The organism is Rubripirellula tenax (assembly GCF_007860125.1).
Lineage (GTDB): Bacteria > Planctomycetota > Planctomycetia > Pirellulales > Pirellulaceae > Rubripirellula > Rubripirellula tenax.
The window spans coordinates 520,764-542,638 of sequence record NZ_SJPW01000003.1 but is presented as its reverse complement, the minus strand read 5'-3'; the positions used below and the strand labels follow the sequence as shown (position 1 = coordinate 542,638).

The 21,875-nt window shown below is 56.5% G+C and carries 14 protein-coding genes; 6 read left to right on the top strand and 8 right to left on the bottom strand.

The features are described 5' to 3' along the window. Nucleotides 1-69: 69 nt before the first annotated feature. The 3 genes from Poly51_RS12825 to Poly51_RS12815 form a co-directional block, all read right to left on the bottom strand. Nucleotides 70-1,605, bottom strand: coding sequence for a family 16 glycoside hydrolase (locus tag Poly51_RS12825; protein WP_390621781.1), 1,536 nt, complete (start codon nucleotides 1,603-1,605; stop codon nucleotides 70-72). 71 nt (nucleotides 1,606-1,676) lie between these two features. Further along, a complete protein-coding gene (locus tag Poly51_RS12820; RefSeq protein WP_390621780.1) occupies nucleotides 1,677-3,095 on the bottom strand; it encodes a DUF1501 domain-containing protein in 1,419 nt (472 codons plus the stop codon). A gap of 3 nt (nucleotides 3,096-3,098) precedes the next feature. Further along, entirely contained in the window at nucleotides 3,099-6,437 is a 3,339-nt protein-coding gene (locus Poly51_RS12815) for a PSD1 and planctomycete cytochrome C domain-containing protein (protein WP_246114459.1), read from the bottom strand. A 302-nt stretch (nucleotides 6,438-6,739) separates the two neighbouring features. On the opposite strand from Poly51_RS12815, the gene hemB reads away from it, so the two are divergent. Both hemB and Poly51_RS12805 read left to right on the top strand, forming a co-directional pair. After that, a complete protein-coding gene (hemB, locus tag Poly51_RS12810) occupies nucleotides 6,740-7,705 on the top strand; it encodes a porphobilinogen synthase (RefSeq protein WP_146458505.1) in 966 nt (321 codons plus the stop codon). Beyond that, the gene (locus Poly51_RS12805; RefSeq protein ID WP_146458050.1) at nucleotides 7,702-8,355 is read left to right on the top strand and encodes a class I SAM-dependent methyltransferase; all 654 of its coding nucleotides are present in this window, start codon (nucleotides 7,702-7,704) and stop codon (nucleotides 8,353-8,355) included. The genes hemB and Poly51_RS12805 overlap by 4 nt, the downstream gene beginning before the upstream one ends. A gap of 76 nt (nucleotides 8,356-8,431) precedes the next feature. Here Poly51_RS12805 and Poly51_RS12800 read toward each other — a convergent pair whose 3' ends face one another. The 4 genes from Poly51_RS12800 to Poly51_RS12785 form a co-directional block, all read right to left on the bottom strand. Next, entirely contained in the window at nucleotides 8,432-8,890 is a 459-nt protein-coding gene (locus tag Poly51_RS12800; protein ID WP_246114458.1) for a hypothetical protein, read from the bottom strand. Further along, nucleotides 8,851-9,825, bottom strand: a complete 975-nt coding sequence (locus tag Poly51_RS12795) for an HD-GYP domain-containing protein (RefSeq protein WP_315853668.1) — start codon at nucleotides 9,823-9,825, stop codon at nucleotides 8,851-8,853. The genes Poly51_RS12800 and Poly51_RS12795 overlap by 40 nt, the downstream gene beginning before the upstream one ends. 164 nt (nucleotides 9,826-9,989) lie before the next feature. Further along, nucleotides 9,990-11,045, bottom strand: a complete 1,056-nt coding sequence (locus Poly51_RS12790) for an NAD-dependent epimerase/dehydratase family protein (protein ID WP_146458048.1) — start codon at nucleotides 11,043-11,045, stop codon at nucleotides 9,990-9,992. Nucleotides 11,046-11,183: 138 nt separating this feature from the next. Continuing rightward, on the bottom strand, nucleotides 11,184-14,435 hold the full coding sequence (locus Poly51_RS12785; RefSeq protein ID WP_146458046.1) for a protein kinase domain-containing protein: 3,252 nt from the start codon (nucleotides 14,433-14,435) through the stop codon (nucleotides 11,184-11,186). Between the two features lie 408 nt (nucleotides 14,436-14,843). Between Poly51_RS12785 and glgA the strand changes: the two genes are divergently transcribed. The 3 genes from glgA (at nucleotide 14,844) to Poly51_RS12770 (ending at nucleotide 20,007) form a co-directional block, all read left to right on the top strand. Next, nucleotides 14,844-16,349 (top strand): glycogen synthase GlgA, encoded by a 1,506-nt coding sequence (gene glgA / locus Poly51_RS12780; protein ID WP_146458044.1) that lies wholly within the window; start codon nucleotides 14,844-14,846, stop codon nucleotides 16,347-16,349. Between the two features lie 155 nt (nucleotides 16,350-16,504). Next, nucleotides 16,505-17,671, top strand: coding sequence for a galactose-1-phosphate uridylyltransferase (locus Poly51_RS12775; protein ID WP_146458042.1), 1,167 nt, complete (start codon nucleotides 16,505-16,507; stop codon nucleotides 17,669-17,671). Nucleotides 17,672-17,841: 170 nt separating this feature from the next. Beyond that, complete coding sequence (locus Poly51_RS12770) at nucleotides 17,842-20,007, top strand: alpha-amylase/4-alpha-glucanotransferase domain-containing protein (protein ID WP_146458040.1); 2,166 nt, start codon at nucleotides 17,842-17,844, stop codon at nucleotides 20,005-20,007. 106 nt (nucleotides 20,008-20,113) lie between these two features. On the opposite strand, the gene Poly51_RS12765 is transcribed toward Poly51_RS12770, so the two are convergent. After that, the gene (locus Poly51_RS12765) at nucleotides 20,114-20,845 is read right to left on the bottom strand and encodes a sensor histidine kinase (protein WP_186775517.1); all 732 of its coding nucleotides are present in this window, start codon (nucleotides 20,843-20,845) and stop codon (nucleotides 20,114-20,116) included. Nucleotides 20,846-21,006: 161 nt separating this feature from the next. Here Poly51_RS12765 and Poly51_RS12760 point away from each other — a divergent pair. Continuing rightward, the coding region (locus Poly51_RS12760) for an aminotransferase class I/II-fold pyridoxal phosphate-dependent enzyme (RefSeq protein ID WP_146458502.1) at nucleotides 21,007-21,875 on the top strand (869 nt) is incomplete at its 3' end.

The window sequence follows — 21,875 nt, the reverse complement described above, 5'->3', positions numbered from 1 at the left end:
TGAACAACCGGACCAGACCGTACCGCGGGCAATCTGCGTCAATCGGCAATCTTTACCCAACCGGCCACGTCAAAGCGGGCGAATCCGAATGTCTTTCCATCGCACCTGCATCGGCGTACTGTCTTTCGGCACCGAATGGACTTGCAACCCGATGAAGCCTTCGCGGCTGGATTCTGCATCACGGATATCCGCGATCGGGCGACCATTGATCCACGTCTGCAAACGATCGCCACGAGCGCGAATGATGTAACGGTTCCATTGACCGTTGATCAACGCATCGTCGATCGGTCGCTCTGTGGTGATCCACCTGCGACCGGTTGCTTCGCTATAGATGTATCCGCTCTCGCCCGGCGACGGTTCGATCTCGACTTGCGGTCCATGAACGCGCCCGTTCTGGACATCGGGCTTGCTAAGCGAACGAATTTGAACGCCACTATTGAGCCCCGCGTCGCCCATGACTTCAAACGTCAACTCGAAATCCGAATAGACGCGGTCGGTGCACAGGAACGAGTTCGGACTTCCTTCGGCCGTCTTCCCGACAATCGAATCGTCTTCGGCACGATAAGTTGCGGTACCGTTTTTCTGAGTCCAACCACTCAGATCTTTTCCGTTGAACAAAGTTTCCCAATCGTTGCCAGACAAATCCGGGATCAACTCGGATGCCGTTGCCGGAGCGATCACTGTTCCCGGATCTCGCTCGGCAGCAACGTCGGCCGTCAAAGTGGCCGCGTCGACTGCGGGCAACGTGACATCGCCGGTCGCGGCCCACTCGGTACCTCGCTGCAAGGTGACCTGGAACGCGACGCCTTGCATCGCGTCGACGTCATGTCCAAGCGTTGTATGAAAGACGCGACCGTCGCCGTACTGGACTGTCATCAATAGAGGTTCGTGTTCACCGCTGCCGCCCGTCTTCGGTGCACTGAATCCAGTGGCCAATACATGCATGTTCAGCGCAGGACCGCGAAGCTTGGCATACAGTTCGTCCGCCGTCTGCATGAATGTTCCTGGCAACCCGCGAGTGATCGAGTGATCGGCATCGCGAACAACCACCGCAAAGGGGACTCGTTTGCCGTGCGAGCCACCGGGGCCGGGCGACTCGTCACGAGTGAATCGTTTGAGGTCTTCTTTCCAGCGAACGTACGGGCCGTTGGTTTCGTTGCGACCACCCCAACCGCCCAGACCGATCATGCGGTTGTAGGCATCCCATTTCGAAAACGAGTTGTCGGCCGCGTGAATGCTGACGAACCCTTTGCCGCTGGCCACGAATTGTTCGAACGCAAGACTTGTCGCCTCGCTCCATGGTTGACCGTTGTAATTTGAAACGACAACGTCGTACGACGAAAAGTCCGGTGAGAACGTCGCCATGTCAGCGCCCTTGTCCGGCGCGGTGGCCACGTCGACCAAGAATCGTCCGCAAGCTTCCAACGACTGCTTGATCACCGGCGTGGTTTCTTTCCACTTATGATTGTTCTGGCCGTCGATCAGCAAGACCGATACCTTGGCCGGCGGGTCGGCTCCCAACAGCGGCGATACCATCGCTGTGGTCAAGAATAAAAAAGTCGAGCGAACCGAAAGTTTCACGAATCGAAACATATGCAAATCCATCAATGGAGCAATCTGAAGTATTGAAGCGAGTGGTCGAAGAAGTTAGGAGGGATCCGTCGCCCGCTGTTATTTTAGGCAATGATGTCCGTGACGACATTGCCGTGCACGTCGGTCAATCTAAAGTCGCGACCGGCATAGCGGTAGGTTAATCGCGTGTGATCGAAGCCAAGCAAGTGCAAAATGGTTGCGTGCAAGTCGTGAACGTGGACCCGATTTTCGACGGCTTTCAAGCCGACTTCGTCCGTTGCGCCGTACGTCGTTCCGCCTTTGACTCCGCCGCCCGCCATCCACACGGTAAACCCGTCGTTGTGGTGGTCGCGACCGGGCGTGGCGGTGACGGGGAGCTGCACGGTGGGCGTCCGGCCGATCTCGCCTCCCCAGATCACAAGCGTGTCCTCGAGCAGCCCTTGCTGTTCCAAATCCGCAAGCAGGGCCGCGATCGGTTGATCACATTCCTTCGCCAGCCGTGGATGATTTTTCTCGATCGCTGCGTGCGAATCCCAGGGTTGACCGGCGCCGTGGTAGACCTGGACATAGCGAACGCCACGTTGACTCAAGCGCCTAGCGATCAACATTTGGCGTCCCTGTAACGAGTCGCCATACATTTCTTGAATGTGCGCCGGTTCGTCGGAAACGTCGAACGCTTCGCGAGCTTCGCCCTGCATTCGAAACGCTAACTCCAACGACTCAATCCGCGTTGCCAATTGGGGATCGTCGTCACGCCCATCGATGTGCATTTGGTTCAACTGTCGGACAAGATCGAGTTGCCGGTGTTGTTGGCCGTGAACCAAAAACTTGTTCTCGATGTTAGCGATCAGTTCATCCGGATCGGTGTACTTCGTGTCGACATGCGTGCCTTGATAAATCCCCGGCAAGAAGGCGCTGCGCCAATTCGCCGTCGCCGCGGTCGGCAAGCCACTGGGGCACATCACGACATAGCCCGGCAGACTTTGATTCTCGGTCCCCAAACCATAGAGCGCCCACGACCCGACGCTGGGCCGTGGCCGAACGATGTCGCCGCAATTCATCATCATCAATCCGGGTTCATGGTTCGGGACGTCCGTAACCATGGAACGAATCACACACATCTTGTCGACGTGTTTGGCGACATTGGGGAACAGCTCGCTGACTTCGGTTCCACATTCGCCATGTTTGGCAAACTTGAAAATCGACGGGTGGGCAACGCCGCCCAAGCGTCGGTCACGCCCCAGCTTGTCGCTTAGCGTTTTACCGGCCATTTTTTCAAGGGCTGGTTTGGGATCAAACGTATCGATTTGGCTGGGACCTCCGTTGGCAAACAAGTGAATCACTCGCTTGGCCTTCGCCGCGAAATGTGGCGACTTCGAACGTAGCGAACTGCCTCCGCCACCATCGGTCGCTTGCTGTGCGCCCGCATCGTCGGACATCAATCCTGCCAACGCCAACATGCCCAGCCCCATGCCGCTTTGGGTCAACAATTGACGTCGATTTGCAATTTGGTTCATCATCACTCTTTAGTCCATGTACAAAAATTCGTTCGTCAACATCAACGCCTGTGCCAACTGGGCCAACGGTTCCAAGAGGGGCGGCGGCGGTGGCTGGAAATCGTCACTGGACTTCCAAGTCTGCTTGCGAAGATCGCCGTCCAAACCGACGATCGTCACGATCCAGCTGTAGGAGTCTGATCGTGACGTTGCGCCGCAGGCGACAACAAAGTCGATCACGTCACCGCGACGAACTTGGATTTCTTTCACATCGGTTTTTGCAGTGCTCTGGGCGACTTCATGCTGAGTCGACACGTCGGCACTGCGTATCATGGCGACCACGCCGTCGCTGCCTTCACGGGTGTGTTTCAGGACTCCGGAAATTCGCACCACACCATCGGCTGGCGCGCTCCAGCGACGAATGGCGCAGCGTTGATCTGTGCTGCCGGGATGGCCTCCGGCAGCGGTCAATCGAACGTGCTTGAACTCGGGATCAGGAAACTCTTCGCTTGCTTGATAGACCTGGCCGGTCCAATGCGGTAGCGGCGTGAACGGCACGGAATTGTCATCGACGTCCCCCGGATTCCCCGTGTCACCGGGATTCATTGGGCCGTACCCATACTGCCAAGTAGAAACCGATTCATCGGGCTGTTGATTTGCCGTGCGTACAAAGTCGACCGATGTCGACGCCTCTTCGGGTGACGGCGATCGACCAAACACACGCCGATAGATCGATTCGACGAGCGCCGATTCATCGGCGGAAAAATCACTCGCTTTGACGTCAGTGGCAATGTGCCGACAGAGCTGCGCGACAAATGGGTGGTTCATTGCAAACAAGGCTTGCTGTGGAATTGTCGTCTCAGGCCGTGACGCTGCCGAAGCCGTTGGCGATGCGAAATCGAATGTACTTAGCATCGGGTCCAACTCGATGCGATCAACATAGGCGTACACCGAGCGCCGATTGGAAAAGGGAACATCGCTCAACTTCACCGACCTGCCGCCGATCGAAGGATCCAATGATCCGGCGACCGATAACATCGAGTCTCGCATTGCTTCAAAATCCAAACGCCGCCGGTTCTGGCGCCACAATAAGCGGTTCTCGGGATCGGCCAACAATCCGTCGTCGCGAGCGGCCGAGCCTTGCCGATACGTGTTGCTGCTGACAATGGTGTGATGCAGCCATTTCATCGACCAACCGTTGCGAACGAATTCCGTTGCCAACCAATCCAGCAATTCGGGGTGATTGGGCGGCTCGCTGCGAAGCCCAAAATCGTCTAACGATTCGGCCAATCCCATACCGAAATAGCGAGACCAGATTCGATTGACGGCAACTCGCGACGTCAGTGGATTACCCGCATCGACGATTGCTTCGGCCAACTCACGGCGTCCGCTGCCGTCACCGAATGGCTTGCGTTGGTCGCCCGCAATCATTCGCAGAAACTGTCTTGGTACCCGGTCGCCACGACGATTCGGTTCGCCTCGCAGCATCACATACGGTGTGATCGGTTTTTCTAAGTCGACCAACGTCATCGCTTTGGGCGGCGCGCCGGGGTGGGTGACTTCCACTTCGGTGATTGCTTTCTCAAGATCGCCCAGACTCTTGCGGCCCTTGCCCGTCAATCGCGACGCGGCGAGGACGGCATCCACGTCGAGATCAAGCCAGCCATCGCGACTCAACAACACGTCTCGGACCGCTTCGTCAGCCGGATCCGGAAGTGACGCAGCATTCGCATTCGCTTTCGCTTGACGCGTCCACTTCTGGATCACGCGGTCGAAAACAACCGCGTAGGTCTTCACCAACTCGACACGCGACTTGGGTGGATTTGATGTCAACTCGGCAGCAATCCGTGGGTTCAACTTCTTGTCGCTCGACCACGCCGAAATCAACGTTTCCCGTTTGCCCACAAACTCTTTGTCGGACAGCGACAGTCCCTGTTGCCAAGGCCCCAGCACGGGATGATCGGCAAGCGAAGCGTCTTTCAGCGACTTGGCGAGCACATTGTCCAGCGGCGTCATCGCGATGTCTTTGACCTTCAACTTGCTGATCGTGCCGCGGATGTCGGACTTGCCTGAAACGGTCATCAAGACGAAACCGTCCAAATACTTCGGAAGGCTCTGGCGAAGAGCCGCTTCGGCTTCTTGTTTCAGTTCCTGTTTGTAACTGTCGAGTGCCCGCCGTCGTGCATCCAGCTTGGCTTGAAAGTCAGCCAACAGTTCTGGCGAAGCCTTCGAGCCAGGAATGACAGGCAGTTCGTCTGGCATTCGCGTACTGGCGAACACACCGTACAACGAATAGAAGTCTTCGATCGGAATCGGATCGTATTTGTGATCGTGACAGCGTGCGCAGCTTACCGTGATCCCCATCAGCCCTCGGCAAACGACATCGATTTTGTCAGCGACTTGTTCCAATTGGTTGTTTCGAAACATTGGCCCCACCGTCAACAAACCCAGTGCCGCCAAGTCGGGGGATGCGGCATCGTCGGTATAGGAATCTGCGGCGATCTGTTGTCGCACGAAAACGTCGTACGGTTTGTCCGCGTTCAGACTTTCGATCACGTAGTCACGGTACGTGTAAGCGTACGGATAGCGAAGTTCCGCTTGGGCTTGCCAGTCACGCGTGTCGGCGTATCGGGCGAGGTCCAACCAATATCTCGCCCATCGTTCACCATGGTGGTCGCTTGCCAGCAATGTCGTCGCCAATTCGTCCAAGACAACGTGATCCGGACGTGGGTCGTGCTCCAGTGCATCAATTTGCGTTGCCGTTGGCGGTAGCCCAATCAGATCAAAGTACATTCGCCGAATCAGAACTCGACGTTCGGCAACAGGATTGGGACTCAACCGATTGTCCGACAACCGGGACGCGATGAACGCGTCGATCGGATTGTTGACCCATTCGGCCATGTCAGCCGCTACGGTCGGCGGCGGTGTTTTGGCGACGGGTTGAAACGCCCAGTGTGACTGGGCCGCCTTGCCGATAGCGACTTGATCACCCAACGGAATTGGGTGTCCCGCTTCGGATGCAGGCGGCACGTCCTCGGCGGTCCACGGCAAACCGATTCGCACCCACTTCTTCAAGATCAAAATTTCTTCCGGCTCGAGCGGCTCGTCGGGAGGCATTCGATCGAGCCCTTTTTGGCCCGTGACCGCTTGGATGATCAAGCTGTCGTCAATGTTCCGCGCGACGGCAGCGGGACCACTGATCCCTCCTTGCAAGACGAATGCCTGACCATCTAGCCGCAGATCCGATTCCTGCAGCGATGCCGAGTGACATTCTTGGCACTTGGCAATCAGCAACGGACGGACTTGGTTTTCGAAGAATTCTTCGCGTGGATTCAACCCGTCGGCACGGATCCAAGACGAGACAGCCACGGCAAAAAGACAGGTGAGAACGAATTGGCTCGAACGCATCGGGGAGGGCTCATTGCGGCGAGGAGGTGAGGGGCGGGGACTCTATCTTAGCCGCTATGCCGGCGATCGGCGCACATCAAACGATGTTCACGCATGGCAAATTCCGTTTCAAGCCGTCAAGTTTTGCACGCCTGACCTTTGCTTGGCCTCGTTGCTAATATGGGTTTTCCAGGCAATCCATTGAACAGGTGGCACAAATGTGCCGATCCGAAGGAACCATTTCTGTGTCCCAATTTTCTCGCGGCTCCTACCCGGCAACTCGAATGCGACGTGTGCGACGGCATTCATGGTCTCGCCAGCTTGTTGCCGAAAGTTCGTTGACGGCTTCCGATCTGATTTGGCCCTGGTTCGTTTTCGATGAAAAAGGACGCGTCGCCGTCGGTTCGTTACCGGGCGTTGAACGATTGGGAGTCGACCAAATCGCACGGCAAGCGGCTGCCGCTTGTGAACTGGGCATCCCGGCCATCGCCATTTTTCCCGCGACCGATCCCAAATTGAAAACGGACGACGCTCGCGAAGCTGTCAATGCCGAAAACTTGGTGTGTCGAACGGTACGTGCGATCAAGGCGGAAGTGGGCGACTCGCTGGGCGTCATCTGTGATGTGGCGCTGGATCCGTACAGCAGCCATGGCCAGGACGGGCTGGTCCGCGATGGCTATGTCGTCAATGACGAAACGATCGAAGTGCTTTGTCAGCAAGCGATCATCCAAGCCGAAGCCGGTTGCGACATCATCGCGCCAAGCGACATGATGGACGGACGCATCGGCGCGATCCGCGCGGCACTGGATGGCGCAGGAAAGATCGACGTCCAAATCATGTCCTATGCCGCCAAGTACGCCAGCGCATTTTACGGACCGTTTCGCGACGCGGTCGGATCATCGGGCAACCTCGCCGGCGGCAGTAAAATGACGTATCAACAATCGCCCACGCAATCCGATGAAGCACTCCACGAAGTCGCACTGGATCTGGCCGAAGGTGCCGACAGCGTGATGATCAAACCGGGGATGCCCTATTTGGATATCGTCCATCGTGTCAAAGCAACCTTTGCCGTTCCGACGTTTGTCTATCAAGTCAGCGGTGAGTACGCGATGCTTTCTGCTGCCGCACAAAACGGTTGGCTCGATCGTCAACAGGTGATGATGGAGAGTTTGACCGCATTCAAACGCGCTGGCGCTGATGGCATTCTGACCTACTTTGCTCCCGAAGCAGCCGAGTGGTTGAAGTCATGAACGAGATTAAGTTTAAGTGGCATTGGCAGCCCACTGTCATCGCCGGCCAAGAATCGCGTTTGGCCGTCGCTTCAGATCCGGATGGAATGCTAATCGAGGCTTGCGAGCGACAAGACGCGGGCGAAGAGGGCGTCATCGATCCGTTTTGGGCAGCAACATGGCGAGCCGCGTCAGGCCTGGACCACTATCTCGATCGTATCGATATCAACGGCATGCGGGTGCTTGAGCTGGGTTGTGGAACCGGTCACGCGGGTTTGGCGGCGGCGATGCGCGGCGCCGAAGTTGTATTGACGGATGGCGTCGATGATCCGTTGCATCTGGTGCGGATGAGTACGCAACCGGTTGCCGATCGATGTCGCGTGCAACAGTTGCGATTCGGGATCGATCGAATCGATGGTCCCAGGTTTCCGCTCATTCTGGGAAGTGACGTTACGTACCTGCGAGTCCTCTGGCCGGAACTCGATCAGTGTCTACGCGATCACTTGGCCGATGGCGGCGAAGTTTTGTTGAGCGATCCGTTTCGAATCATCGCGAACGAATTTCGTGATTGGATCCAAGACAAGAATTGGATCTACACCGAACATTCCATCAACTTGAGCGATGACCCATCGCATCCGATTCGCGTGATGCAGTTGAAGTTGCCGGGCTAAGTTGCACGATCGTCGCAGTAATGTGAAGTCTTGGCGTTTCGCCGAAGCTTTGACAGTTGCTCTGTCGAAGGATTGTTTAGACAGCCATCGAATCGGATGGTTGGCATAACTCGAACGCGTCAAGTCTTGGGTCGTGGCGTTCAAGCAACGTTGCGCCGATCTCGAAGCACTTGCTGGTAATGCGACGCGCACGAACGACTTGTAGTCGAACCCAAAACGTCGGCAGCACGATGCGTACACGCTCTTCGGGAAACAACTGGAACGGAACCAGGAAACCGGCGCCAAATCGCGAAAAGTCCCGGGTGTAAATCACGGTGTGGTTTGACGACCGCGCAAGGAACGGCAACGTGCTTTCGAACCACATCATGCCCTGTGTGCGAATCTTCAGTCGTCGATTGGCGCGATCGTCTTCTGCATAGGAAGTGATCTCACCACGTTCTTCGAAGTAATCTGTCCATTCGATTGGTAACTCGATGTCACAATCGATCGACTGGATCAACTCGCTGAATCGCGTTGGATAATCGATTTCCAACATGCAAGTATCTCCGGGTCAAATGCTTTGCCGCTATCACGAGACTGCAATTCAAGTGCTTTGCTTCGCGGCATGGGGGTACGGTAAGGTCGTTGACTTGTCAGCGCTTCGAAGACATCTACCACAGCGCAAATTTTTGCCCACGGGTGAAGGTCCGAATCAACACAACCGACGGGATACCCGCGTCCGTCGAGGCGCTCGTGATGCTGGTACGCCATCATCAATTGGCCTTCGCAAAGATCCTCTCGATGGGCGAGTTTTTTGAAACCCAAACCTGGGTGCAGACGAATTTTGCGGAACTCGCTTTCGTCCAACTTTCCAGGCTTACATAGAATTTCTTCGCCGATCTCGAGTTTCCCAAGATCGTGTAGCAATCCACCGGTTGTGATTCGTTCGACGTTTTCTTTGCTGTATCCCAACTCTGTCGCCAGGATCCCTGCGTAGAAGGCGACGTTGGCCGAGTGCGTGAACGTCGCGTAGTCATGATGAAGCACTTGAAACAAGTCGCTTACCGTAAATTCATCTTGCGAGATGATTTCGGTCGCGAGCGAGCCCAAGCGTTCGGCCGCATGCACCGTTTTATCGACGTCGTCGCGTTTGAAAGCCGTTTCCAGGACGTCGCGAACCACTTCGTTGAGGGCACCGACTCTCGCGATCAGGGGCACCGAATCGGAATCTGATGACGTCGCGACTTTTCGCAAATAGGTTTGATAGACAGCACGAGCCGCTTTGCTGATATACAAACGCGTGACGCCGCGTCCCCGCAAGCGTGACAGGTCGTCCATCGTCAACGGATAATCCGACGCCCGGTACAGTTTGTATTGATCGTTCTTCGATTCCTGTTGGAACAGATCTAATCCCACGACCTCAGTCGGCAGCAGTGTCGCAACACTGATCGGGATGTAATCGGCGCCAAGCATGACAAATTCGATTCGCAAGGTGGTTGAGGGGTGAGTCGTTGTCCACCTAGAAGCTAGACCACCCCCCACGCCCGAGAGATCTCAGGCTTTAAAGATTGCGACGTCTTCAGAAACGCATAGCGGACTACTGCCACAATCTGCACAACCGGCAAACTCGATGCACCGCCGATTTGCTGGTGTCGCTACTTTGATGCCAGCTTTGATTCTTCGGACGCAATCATCTGGGTCAGAATTTCGCGCAGCGAAACGCGGATATCCCAGTCCGGGTAGTCCCGTTTCAACTTACGAAGGTCGCTGATGTAACAAATGTGGTCGCCCTTACGATTGTCATCGCCCAACTTGAAGTCGATTTTGTGACCGCCGATTTCCTCGATCAATGCGATGCACTCCAGCACGCTGGCTGCATTGTCGCGACCGCCGCCGATGTTATAGACCTCACCCGGACGCGGCTTCTTTGCAAACGCCTCGAATGCTTTGACCACGTCACTGCATTCGATCTGGTCGCGAACCTGTTTTCCCTTGTAACCGAAGATCGTGTAGGGTTTTCCCGCAACGGCAACATGTACCAAGTAACTCAAGAATCCGTGCAGTTCGACGCCGCTGTGGCTGGCGCCGGTCAAGCAACCGCCGCGGAACACGCCGGTGTTCAATCCGAAATACCTACCGTATTCCTGAGCCAAGACGTCGGCCGCCGTTTTCGACGCACCGAATAGCGAGTGCATCGTTTGGTCGATCCGGCACGATTCATCGATACCGTGGAAGTCTTTCTTGTCCGCATACTCCCAACGGGTTTCCAATTCGTCCAGCGGCAACTCGTTGGGCGCGTCACCGTAGACCTTGTTGGTACTCATGTGACAGAAGGCCGCCTCCGGTGCAAACTGGCGTGTTGCTTCGAGCAAATTCAGCGTTCCGTTGGCATTGACTTCGAAGTCCAGGAATGGAATCGCGGCGGCTTTGTCGTGCGACGGTTGGGCGGCACAGTGGATGACCAAATCCGGTGGTTCGTTCCTGAAAAGATCCAGAATTCCATCGCGGTCGCGGATGTCGATCGACACCGTACGAAAGTTGTTTGTTTCCGCTTCCAATCGCGATTGGTTCCAACGGGTGCTGCCGTCGGGACCAAAGAAAGTCGCTCGCATGTCATTGTCGATGCCGATCACTTCGTCGCCCAGGGCGTCCCAGTGGCGTACGGCCGCCGAACCAATCAAACCACTCGAACCTGTAACGATAACACGCATGTATTCAACTTTTTTCTAATGTCTAAAACGCGTCAATGGTCCGAATTTCATTGCCGAAAACGCGTACGGTGCCCCCGAGTTTAGTTGACGACCAGAAATGTTAAAGCCTTCCCCGAGCTTAAATCAGTCAGGCCGAAATCAGTCTGACGACTCGGTTGATCCAAATTCGGTGGGTAACTCGTACTTATTCTTCGCCGCTTCCCGTGTGGTCACCAAAATCACCTTTGAACCGGGGTTATCGGCATCATCGGCAACCACCCAGATCAGTGCCTGCTTGGGATCCGCCGGCCCGACCGCCGTCTTGTCAGGGTTGGCACCGACGACCAAGTCCGTCAGCACCGTTCGCAGCGGAATGTCGGTTTTGGCGAATCCGCGAATCTGTTGGTTCTGGGTGATGCCCATTTTTTGCAAATCGCCGCCTACGATCTTGACCGGCGGCAACGTCGAACCGTCGGGCAATTCGCGTGTGAATTCACCGACAATGACGTCGATCGCGAATTCCAGAGACTCCTGGTCGAACGAGACAGACATTTTTCGGTTCAACATTTCATCAATCGACAGCGGTGCCGCTGGCGCGTTCCCGAGCAACGCGGCAGCATTTCCCAGCGGTGTGTTGGCGGCCAAAAGCGTCGCCAAGCTGACTTGCGAAATGGCCGGAGCCGGCAAGTAAGTGTTCGCAACAATCATGTTGTCCGAAATCCCATAACGAAACCGATCCGAAACGAATCGCATCATCGTTGGCAATCGCGAAGCCAAGAGACGCCACGAAGGATCGGGAACTGCTTCGATCACAAATTGGTCCGCCCAGGCCGGCCAACCGTTGATCGCGTCGCGCAGGTCGCGCATCAACTTGGCTTCGCTGATTCCACCGCTGGGCGTCAATCGGAACTCGCCGAACACCATCGAATCTGATTCTGAACTTGGTAGATCGATGGTCACCAACACACCCGACACATTCGGAATCAATACCGATCGCATCCGCGTGACCAATTCGGGTGCCGTTTCGGTCAACAGCGTGCGACCGTCGGCGAACAAGAAATTGGGTGTCAACAAGGCAACGACGTCGGCATCAACGCTGGTCCCGTTCCACAAGGTGCCCATCACACGAGCCAACGGAATCGTCTCGCCGTCGATCGATGCGACTTCCGTGATCCGCGGCAGTGAACCGACCGCGTAACGCGTCACCGATTGGTTCTCAATCTCGTCGGGTCGAATGAAGAACGCAGGACCGTCTGCCGTTTCGCCGGCGAATACCGTCGCACCATCGCGGGTCTGTGATGCATCCACCCGCCATCGCTGGACCAGTTCGTCAAGCGATCGAGCCTCGTCCAACTCGATGGCCAAGGAAACGTCGGGGCGCCCGTCTTTGCCACGATACAGTCCGACGGTGCATCGGCGAATCCATGACAGTGGAACACCGGCGCCAGCGGCGGCACTGTCGACCAATCCTGTTAACTCCGGCGACAGCGCATCCAAGATCGATTGGCCCGCCGGCGAGTCCAACAGCGATTGCATTCGCACCGATACGACCGCCGCCGGCCCTGGTGGCAACAACTCGAGCGGAGCGTTCGCACTGCTTGGCGCATAGGGCGGTGCGAAGAGCAACCGATCATCGTCGACTAAGGCGTAGTTAGCGTCATCCGCCGTCGAATTGGCAGCGGGGGACGCAGCGTCCGCATTCTCGGACGTCCGTTCGTCCACCGTTGATTTCGGTCGACTGGACACGGACGGTATCACGGCTGGAATCGGTGGTCGCTTTCGTTTTTCGACAACCGCGGTCGTTGGATCGGTCACCAAGAGTGTGATGAACTGAGCCAACACAACGACGGTAAGCGCTGTCAGTACCAGCGGCGCTTTGCTTTTCTTTCGACGACGTCGACGCAGCGATACGGAAGATGACGAATCCGCCGGAGCCTCGGCGACGAGTGTGCTAGCGGATACTTGATCCGCTTTCGCGATCGGCTGGGCAGGCGGCGGTTCTTTCTTGGGCGGTTCGTTGCCGGACGGTACTTTGGCGTCCGGTACTTTGGTGTCCGGTGCCTTAGGCGTCGGCAACTCGACGGGCGAATCGATCGGATCTGCCGCGACGGGTTCAGTCGGACGTGCCGGCAAAGACGAGGGAACATCGGCAACGACAGGATCGCGTTTTGGCTTGCGTTTGCTTTCCTTGTTCGGCTTGAGCGGTGCCTTTGATGGTTCCTCGGACGCCCGTTTTTCGACACTGACTGATTTGCTGGACGATTTGCTTGGCGAGTTGCTTGGCTTGGGTGCTGTATCGGGTTTCGTGCGGGCTGGCTTGACCGTCGTGGGTGCAACCGCGACCGGTTTCGCTGGCGCGGGCGATTTGGTGGCTGCGGGATCGATCACTTGCTTGGGCAGAATCTCTCGCACGGCGCGCAGTGCGGCCGCCAATTGCTCGGCACTGGCAAACCTTGCGGCTGGGTCCTTGGCCATCGTGTATGCCAACACCCGATAGACCGGGTCGCCCGCCTCGCCTGATTCCAATGCCGCAACCAACTCCGGTGGCGAATCCGAACGATGGGCTGCCAATGTACGGGTGACCGAGTCACTGGCGAACGCGTGCCGTCCCGACGCGAGACGAAACAACAAGCATCCCAAGCTGTAGATGTCGCTCGCTCCGGTGCATTGCGATGTTTGTCGATCGCCTGACATCAACTCGGGGGCAACATAGGCGGATGGATCCGACGTCGTATCCAACCACTGACTCGACACATCCCCCAATCCTGCAACGGGTGGACCGGCCGGGTCACGCAGTAGGATTTTCCGACCGTCCTGGCTGATCCAGACACGATCGGCGCGGACGCTTCCGTGAATCACGGAAGCCGCGTGCATTGCAGCCAGCGCATCGGCCATCGCAATGCCCAAATCGCAAACGGCTTTGGGATCCCATGCGGACGATGTTCGCTCGATTCGTGTGTCCAGCGATTCACCTGCGGGCAGTTCACTGAAAACACCCACGTACTCGCCGAGCGGTTCGATGTGGATCGGCTGCAATGTTTCGCCGGCAACGGCGGCGTGCGCGTCCAGCCAAGGGTTGCCGGGTGTTGTGCGGATCAGGACGCCTCGGTTCTGGGACGCGGCGACGGACTCAACTTCGACCCACCGGGTCAGGGGTGTTGTCGACGACGTTGCTCGTAAGCGATACGAACCTAGTCTCAAATCGACTTGCGGATCGGCCACCAAAGACTGAGCCTGGAAGCCGGTCAGTGTGTCGTTACTTACTAAAAACTTCGCCAGCTCGGCAGCATCCGTTGGCGGCGAACCGCCGTGCGTACTCGCGAAATTCTCCGCCGTCGATCGACATGCTGGGGCATCCAAAATGCCTTCGCGGACCAACCTTGTCCAAAATTCGCTAAGCCGGATCGACATGCCGCTAGAACAATGGAAGTTAAGGGTGGCGAGGTGGACATCAAACGATGTCGAATCATTCAGGGCTTGGGTGGAAAGGGACCAACCCTCGCTGGCAGAGTCAAATCATCCAGCGAAAGCGAACCGCCCGCCGAAGTGACTTTGGTTCGTTTCAGGTAATAACGCCGTGGATCCCTCGTTTCGCCGCAAAATGAATTACGTCTCCTGAACAGATCGACTTCGTCCCATCATCCGGATTATAGCGAATGGTTCGACTTTGACGCGACAGGGTTGCGACTATGGTGTCACGTGCATCGCATTTCGCCCTAAACTTTCCGGCGGCAGAGGTAGGACCAGTGGATTCTGTCGAAATCGATATCAAAGTAGAAGTAGAAGTTACTGAATAGTTTCGTCCAATCGAGTGATTTGTTGAACATCGTCTTTCTCACAACCGAAGCGGTCCCGTTCGCCAAGACGGGTGGCCTGGCCGATGTTTGCGGCACCCTGCCTTCTGAAATCGGCCGCTCGGGTAACCGTACTGCCGTGATCATGCCTGCGTTTCGCAGCATTCGCCGGGCCGGTATTCCAATTCAATCGACCGACATTAGCTTCGCCGTTCCGATGAGCAACGAGAAGCTGGTCGGATGTCGGTTGTTGAAAAGCAATCTTCCCGACAGCGATACGCCCGTTTGGTTCATTGACCAGCCTCAGTATTTTGATCGCGAATTCCTGTACGGCACCTCGTTGGGAGACTACCCCGACAACGACGAACGGTTCGCGTTCTTTTGTCGCGCCGCGATCATGGCGATCGCTCGGATCGGTTGGTCGGTGGATATCGTCCACTGCAACGACTGGCAAAGCGGATTGGTGCCAGCGTTGATGGCTGCCGATCCGAACCTGCCGCCGGCGTTGCAGAAGGCCGCCAGCGTGTTAACCATTCACAACCTTGCCTACCAGGGCCATTTCTCACGCGAAGCCTTCGCATGGACGGGTTTGAACTGGCGGCATTTCAATCACAACGAGTTCGAATATCACAACCACGTTAACTTTTTGAAAACGGGTATCGTCTCGTCTGACGTGATCACGACCGTTAGCCCGCGTTATGCCCAGGAAATCCGCACGCAAGAGCACGGCTGTGGTCTCGAGGGCGTTTTGGATTCCGTATCGGATCGGGTTTTCGGAATCACCAACGGAATCGATCAAGAGATTTGGAACCCCGCGACCGACCCAAATCTTTTCGCCAACTACGACGTTGACCATTGGCAGCACGGCAAGGCACAAAACAAACTGGCGATTCAAAAAAGTTTCGGGCTGGAAGAGAGCACCGAGACACCGCTGATCGGATTGGTCGGACGTTTGGCCAGCCAGAAAGGTTGGGATTCGATCGTCCCGGTGATTCGTCGGCACATGGACGAAGATCGCCCGACCCAGTGGATCGTGCTGGGAAGCGGTGACGCTCGATACGAACGCGAACTTCGTGAATTACAAGCGGCGGCTCCCAATCGATTCGCGCTGCACGTCGGATTCAGCGATGCGTTGGCCCATCAGATCGAAGCCGCCAGCGACATATTCCTGATGCCCAGCCTGTACGAACCGTGTGGACTCAATCAACTCTACAGCTTGCGGTACGGAAGCGTCCCCGTCGTGACCCCGACCGGCGGATTGGCCGACACGGTCGTCGACGCCACCGACCAGTCCTTCGCCGACGGCACGGCATCCGGTTTCTATATCTATTCGAATGATCCCGACGGCGTCGATGCCGCGATCGGTCGATCACTCGAAATGCGATTCCACCAAAGTGGAGCTTGGTCCCAGATCGTTACTACTGGGATGAAGTCGGATTGGTCGTGGACGGCAAGTGCTGAAAAATATGTCCAGCTTTACGCGGAAACACTTGCCCTTAAAGTTTCGCCAAAGCGCACGCCACCGGGTTAGGCCGGAAAAGCCCTCCAATCGTGTGGTTTCGAGGCAGCAATCGTTCCGGAATTAATGTACGATTCTATAACGATTGTTCCGCAATTCACTCCCGCAATCTTGAAGTTCCCAAGTCAGTGCAGGAGGCGATTCCTGGCAAGGCAAAGGCTGTGACCATGTTTGAGACCGCACATGAGCAACCCAATAGTGCGCCCGCAGTCTCACCTTCACAATCTACCGAACAATCTAGCCATCCTTCCGGTCCCCTCTCCCAATCGCGGTTCGATCCGATTTCCGGAAACTGGACGATCTTTGCGCCTCAGCGAAGTGAACGTCCTGACGATTACATCGACTCTGTTTCGAAAATCAAGACAGATGTTCAGTGCCCTTTTTGCCGTGGGAACGAATCGGTCACTCCCGAAGCCGTTTGGTCGAAACACATCCCCGAAACGGACCGCTTGTTTTCAAATATTTCTTGTGCCGAAGAAGAAATCGAACCCTGGTCGGTTCGCGTCGTTCCGAACAAGTACCCAGCCGTAGAGAGTCTGTCCCAAGACCGAACTCCACTGCAATTCCCAGCAAGCTCGATGGGCGACTTGTTTCAAGCCGAGCCGATTTACGGTGGCCATGAAGTCATCATTGAAACGCCTCGCCACTTTCATTCGCTGACAGAGCTCGACATCGCCGAGATCGATCTGGTTTTCCAAGCCTATCGTGACCGAATTCGGCACTACCGTGCGATGGAAGAAATCCGCTACATCAATGTGTTCAAAAACGTCGGACACGACGCTGGTGCATCGCTTAGTCATTCGCACAGTCAATTGGTAGCAGTCAATCGTGTTCCACGCGCCATCGAGACGATGGCGGAACGCATGAAACGACATCGAGCCAAAACGGGATGCTGCCTGCGTTGCGACATCATTCGTGCCGAACGTAAGTCGAATGAACGCATTATCGCGGCCGATCGAGATTGCATCGCATATTGCCCGTTCGCCAGCAATCTTCCCATGCTTGTCCGAATCACAACGCTTGAACATCAAGCTTGCTTCGAGGACCTTGGCGATCGAACGCTCGAATCAGTTTCACGCATGGTGCTTCGCGTGGTATCGTGGTTGGAAAAAATCCGTCCGGGTGCGGCATATAACTTTTGCTTGAACACTCGACCGCCTGGAATCGACGATCCTTCGGACGCCTTTCATTGGTCGATCGACATCTTCCCACGTATTACCCAAATCGCGGGCTTCGAGTGGACCAGCGGTTGCATGATCAACCCGGTTTTGCCCGAAGCAGCAGCCAGACTGTTCTCCAAATGTGCGGCGGCGTCGAACCCACGACGCATGTGATCCACGACGCATGTGACCCACCGTCGCGGCCAGCCTTGCTTGGCACCTGCGACACTGCTGACTTTGCGGATTGAGTAAATTTTTCCGCAGCCAATGGACGATGAAACTTCTGGGCCGGCGTACGCGCGGGCCGATCTTGGAACGTCACATTCCCCATCGATCCATCGCTCATGACCGCCAAAGCCCATCTTTGCCTTGTTCTGCACAATCATCAACCGATCGGCAACTTCGACGCTGTATTTGAACAGGCGTACCAAGACAGCTATCTGCCGTTTTTGGATGTCTTTGAACCCTATGAACAACTGCAGATTTCGCTGCACACGTCCGGCCCACTGATGATGTGGCTGGCCGATCGGCACCCCCAGTATCTTGACCGCATTCGAATGCTGGTCGAAGTCGGCCGGATCGAGATCATCGGCGGTCCCCAGTACGAGCCGATCCTGACGATGCTGCCCAGCGCCGATCGCATCGGGCAAATTCAAGCCTACCGTCACTGGCTGGAACGGCACTTGGGCGTCTCACCCGCCGGCATGTGGATGCCCGAACGAGTTTGGGAATCATCGTTGACGCGAGACATTGCTGACGCCGGAATTCGCTACACCGTCCTGGACGACTATCACTTTCGCGCCGCTGGTATCGAAGACGAACGATTGAACGGACACTTCGTCACCGAAGACGACGGTCGGCTGCTAAACGTTTTCCCGGGTTCGGAACGACTGCGTTATACGATTCCGTTTCGCCCTGTGGCCGAAACGATTGACTACTGTCGCGAAGTCGCCACGGCGAACCCTGGGGCCGTGCTGACGTTCGGTGATGACGGCGAGAAATTCGGCACTTGGCCTGACACCAAGTCGCACGTCTATGACCAAGGTTGGTTGCGTGGTTTCTTCGACGCACTGACGGAGAACGCGGATTGGTTGCACACCGTTACGTTGGGCGAAGCCGTTCGACGGATGCCGTCGGTGGGCAAGGTCTACCTGCCCGATTGCAGTTACCGCGAGATGACCGAGTGGGCGCTTCCCGTCGAAGCACAAGAAACGCTCGATGATTTATCTCATACGATGGCCGACCATGCGCGTTGGCGAGAACTGCGTTCGTTCGTCCGAGGCGGTTACTGGCGCAACTTCAAAACGAAGTACGAAGAAACCAACGAAATGTACGCGCGAATGATGCACGTCAGCAACCGGCTAAGGCAAGCCGAAGCAGACGGTGTCGATGCGGGTGAACTGGCCCAGGTTCGGGACCATCTTTACCGTGGTCAATGCAATTGCCCGTACTGGCACGGCGCGTTCGGCGGCATCTACCTGCCGCACCTGCGTAACGCGGTCTACAAGCATTTGATCGAAGCCGATACGCGGCTGAATCTCGCCACCGGTGTCGATCGCACAACCGTTGAAGCGACCGCACAGGATTTTGACTTTGATGGACTGCAAGAGATCCGATTGAGCAACGATTGGTTGTGCGCGTGGATCGCCCCTGGTCGTGGCGGTCGAATGTACGAACTCGACGTCCGAGACATCAGCCACAACTTGCTGGCTACGCTTCGCCGTCGGCCGGAAAGTTACCATCGCAAAGTCCTTGCCGGACCGAACGCAGGCGGCGAGGGATGCGAGAGTATTCACGGACGCGTCGTTTTCAAGCAGGAAGGACTCGAAGAACGTTTGCAATATGACGCGTTCGCTCGCAAGAGCTTGATGGATCACTTCTATGACAACGAGGCGACGCTTGAATCGGTTTCCCGCGGCGAATCAGAAGAACGCGGGGACTTCGTCGACTTGCCCTTCGAAACGAAACTGCGTCGTGGCGCCGATCGGGTCCAAGTTCAAATGCGACGCGATGGCAATGCGTGGGGCATCCCGGTCACCATCACCAAAGCGGTCACGATGGTCGCCGGCAGTGACCGGCTATCGATCGCCTACCTGTTAGAGAACCTTCCCCAAGATCGGCCGCTCCATTTCGCGATTGAGATGAACTTCGCCGGCATGCCATCGGGCGCCGACGATCGATATTTTTCGAACCGCAACGGCAAGCGTCTCGGGCAACTCGGTCAGTCCTTGGACTTGCAAGACGTTCACGAGCTGAACCTTTCGGACCGTTGGTTGGGTTTGGACGTCGCATTGGAAATCGATCGTCCCAGCGGAATTTGGGCGTTTCCGATCGAGACCGTCAGCCAAAGTGAGGCCGGATTCGAACTGGTCCATCAAAGCGTTTGTGTCCAGCCACACTGGATCGCAACCCCCGACGCCGATGGTCGCTGGTCGGTCAAAATCGAGATGGCCGCCACGTGCGAACAAGCCACCACGATCGTCAACGAAGAACAAGCAATCACGCTTTGAGGGCAGTAGGTGACAGGTTTTAGGCGCTAGGCATTAGGTTCGATTCATTCGAACGCTGCAATCTCAAATTCCTAAATCCTAAATCCTAAAACCCAACACCTAGCCCCTACTTCCCCGACAAGCGTTTGGGGACGGGGAATTCGAGCGTGAACTTGGTGCCGCGTTCGACTTCGCTTTGGACGCTGATGCGGCCTCCGTGCGCTTCGATGATCTTGCGGGCGGTCGGCAAGCCCAAGCCGCTGCCGCCTTCTTTGGTGCTGTAGAACGGTTCGAACATGTGCATCGCGGTGTTGTCATCAACACCGCTGCCGGTGTCGATCAAATCCAACGCCACCCCGCCACGGGTCGTGTACGTCCGCGCCCAAAGTTGCCCGCCGCGATCCATCGATTCCAGTGCGTTCTTGACCAAATTCATCAGCGCCGCCTGCAGCGAATCGCTGTGCATTTTGATGGCCGGCAAATCCGCGTCGAGATACTTTTCGATATCGATGTCATCGGCGTCCGCTTGCGCCTGATACGCACGCAGCACCGTTTCGATCTGATCGTTCAGACTTCCCGACACCAAGTCGATGTCCGTCAAACGCGTGTATCGCAAGAAGTCTCGCAGCAACGCCTCCATCCGTTCGCATTGGCCGCGAACGATGTCGACGCGATCGAGGCACCGGCGGCTGATCGGCGAATCGACTTCCGCCAAGTCTTCGCTCAACAAATCGATGTTCATATGAATCACCGACAGCGGATTCTTGATCTCGTGCGCCAGCGATCCCGCCAACTCGGCGAGTTCTTCGTAGCGGGCACGCATGGGATCGCGTCGATCCGAATCGGGTTCAATCGGCATGAAATCGTTAGCTGAAACAAGTCGGTGGTGCCAGCAGCATCGCGGCCCGGCGATTGTACCCGCGCCGAACCGGATTGCCTTCGCACTTGTCCAATATCCGCCATCGTCCATAATCGGGGCCCGATCCACCCCTGACGTTCCCCTCTCTTTCGATTTTCACCATGTCCACCGTCACCAAACCCGAAAATACTTCCGCGGACCCTTATTTCCAGGCTCTGTTTGCCGACCGCATCGGCGGCGCCGGCTACGGCAAGGGCACGGAAATCTATAAGTTCGAGAAGATCAAACGGGCCAAACGGAAAGCCCTGGCCGACCACCCCGACCGCCAACTGCTGGACTTTGGGATCGGCGAGAACGATTCGATGGCCGACGCCAAGGTCCGACAAATCATGGCGGCCGAGATCGACAAGCCCGAAAATCGCGGCTACGCCGACAACGGGGTGATCGAGTACAAGCAAGCCGCGGCCCGATTCATGAAGCGAAACTTCGGCGTCGAATTGGATCCGGTGACCCAAGTGAATCACTGCATCGGCAGCAAGCCTGCCTACGCGATGATGCCGGCCGTGTTCATCAATCCCGGCGACATCACGATGATGACCGTTCCCGGATATCCGGTCGCCGGCACGCACACGCGATACTACGGCGGCGAAGTTTTCAAGTTGCCGCTGTTGGCCGAGAACAATTTTCTGCCCGACCTAGATGCCGTCCCCGACGACATCTATCGCCGCACCAAGTTGTTGGTGCTGAACTACCCCAATTCGCCGACCGGCAAAACAGCCACGCCCGAATTCTACGCGAAGGTTGTCGCGCTGGCCAAAGAGAAACAGTTCGTCGTCGTTCAAGATGCTGCCCACATTCTGCTTTCGTTCGACGGCAAACCGCTCAGCTTCCTGCAAACGCCCGGCGCGATGGACGTCGGTGTCGAGGTCCATTCGATGAGCAAGGGCTACGACATGATCGGTTGGCGGATGGGGTTCGTATGCGGCCACCCGCGGATCGTATCGGCGTTCGCCGACGTCAAAGACAACTC

Coding starts and splice junctions, on each gene's coding strand:
- Poly51_RS12805 (WP_146458050.1), top strand. CDS start 7,702: ATGAACGAGATTAAGTTTAAGTGGCATTGGCAGCCCACTGTCATCGCC.
- Poly51_RS12785 (WP_146458046.1), bottom strand. CDS start 14,435: ATGTCGATCCGGCTTAGCGAATTTTGGACAAGGTTGGTCCGCGAAGGC.
- Poly51_RS12765 (WP_186775517.1), bottom strand. CDS start 20,845: ATGCCGATTGAACCCGATTCGGATCGACGCGATCCCATGCGTGCCCGC.
- hemB (WP_146458505.1), top strand. CDS start 6,740: ATGCGACGTGTGCGACGGCATTCATGGTCTCGCCAGCTTGTTGCCGAA.
- Poly51_RS12800 (WP_246114458.1), bottom strand. CDS start 8,890: ATGTTGGAAATCGATTATCCAACGCGATTCAGCGAGTTGATCCAGTCG.
- Poly51_RS12825 (WP_390621781.1), bottom strand. CDS start 1,605: ATGGATTTGCATATGTTTCGATTCGTGAAACTTTCGGTTCGCTCGACT.
- Poly51_RS12790 (WP_146458048.1), bottom strand. CDS start 11,045: ATGCGTGTTATCGTTACAGGTTCGAGTGGTTTGATTGGTTCGGCGGCC.
- Poly51_RS12770 (WP_146458040.1), top strand. CDS start 17,842: ATGACCGCCAAAGCCCATCTTTGCCTTGTTCTGCACAATCATCAACCG.
- Poly51_RS12775 (WP_146458042.1), top strand. CDS start 16,505: ATGTTTGAGACCGCACATGAGCAACCCAATAGTGCGCCCGCAGTCTCA.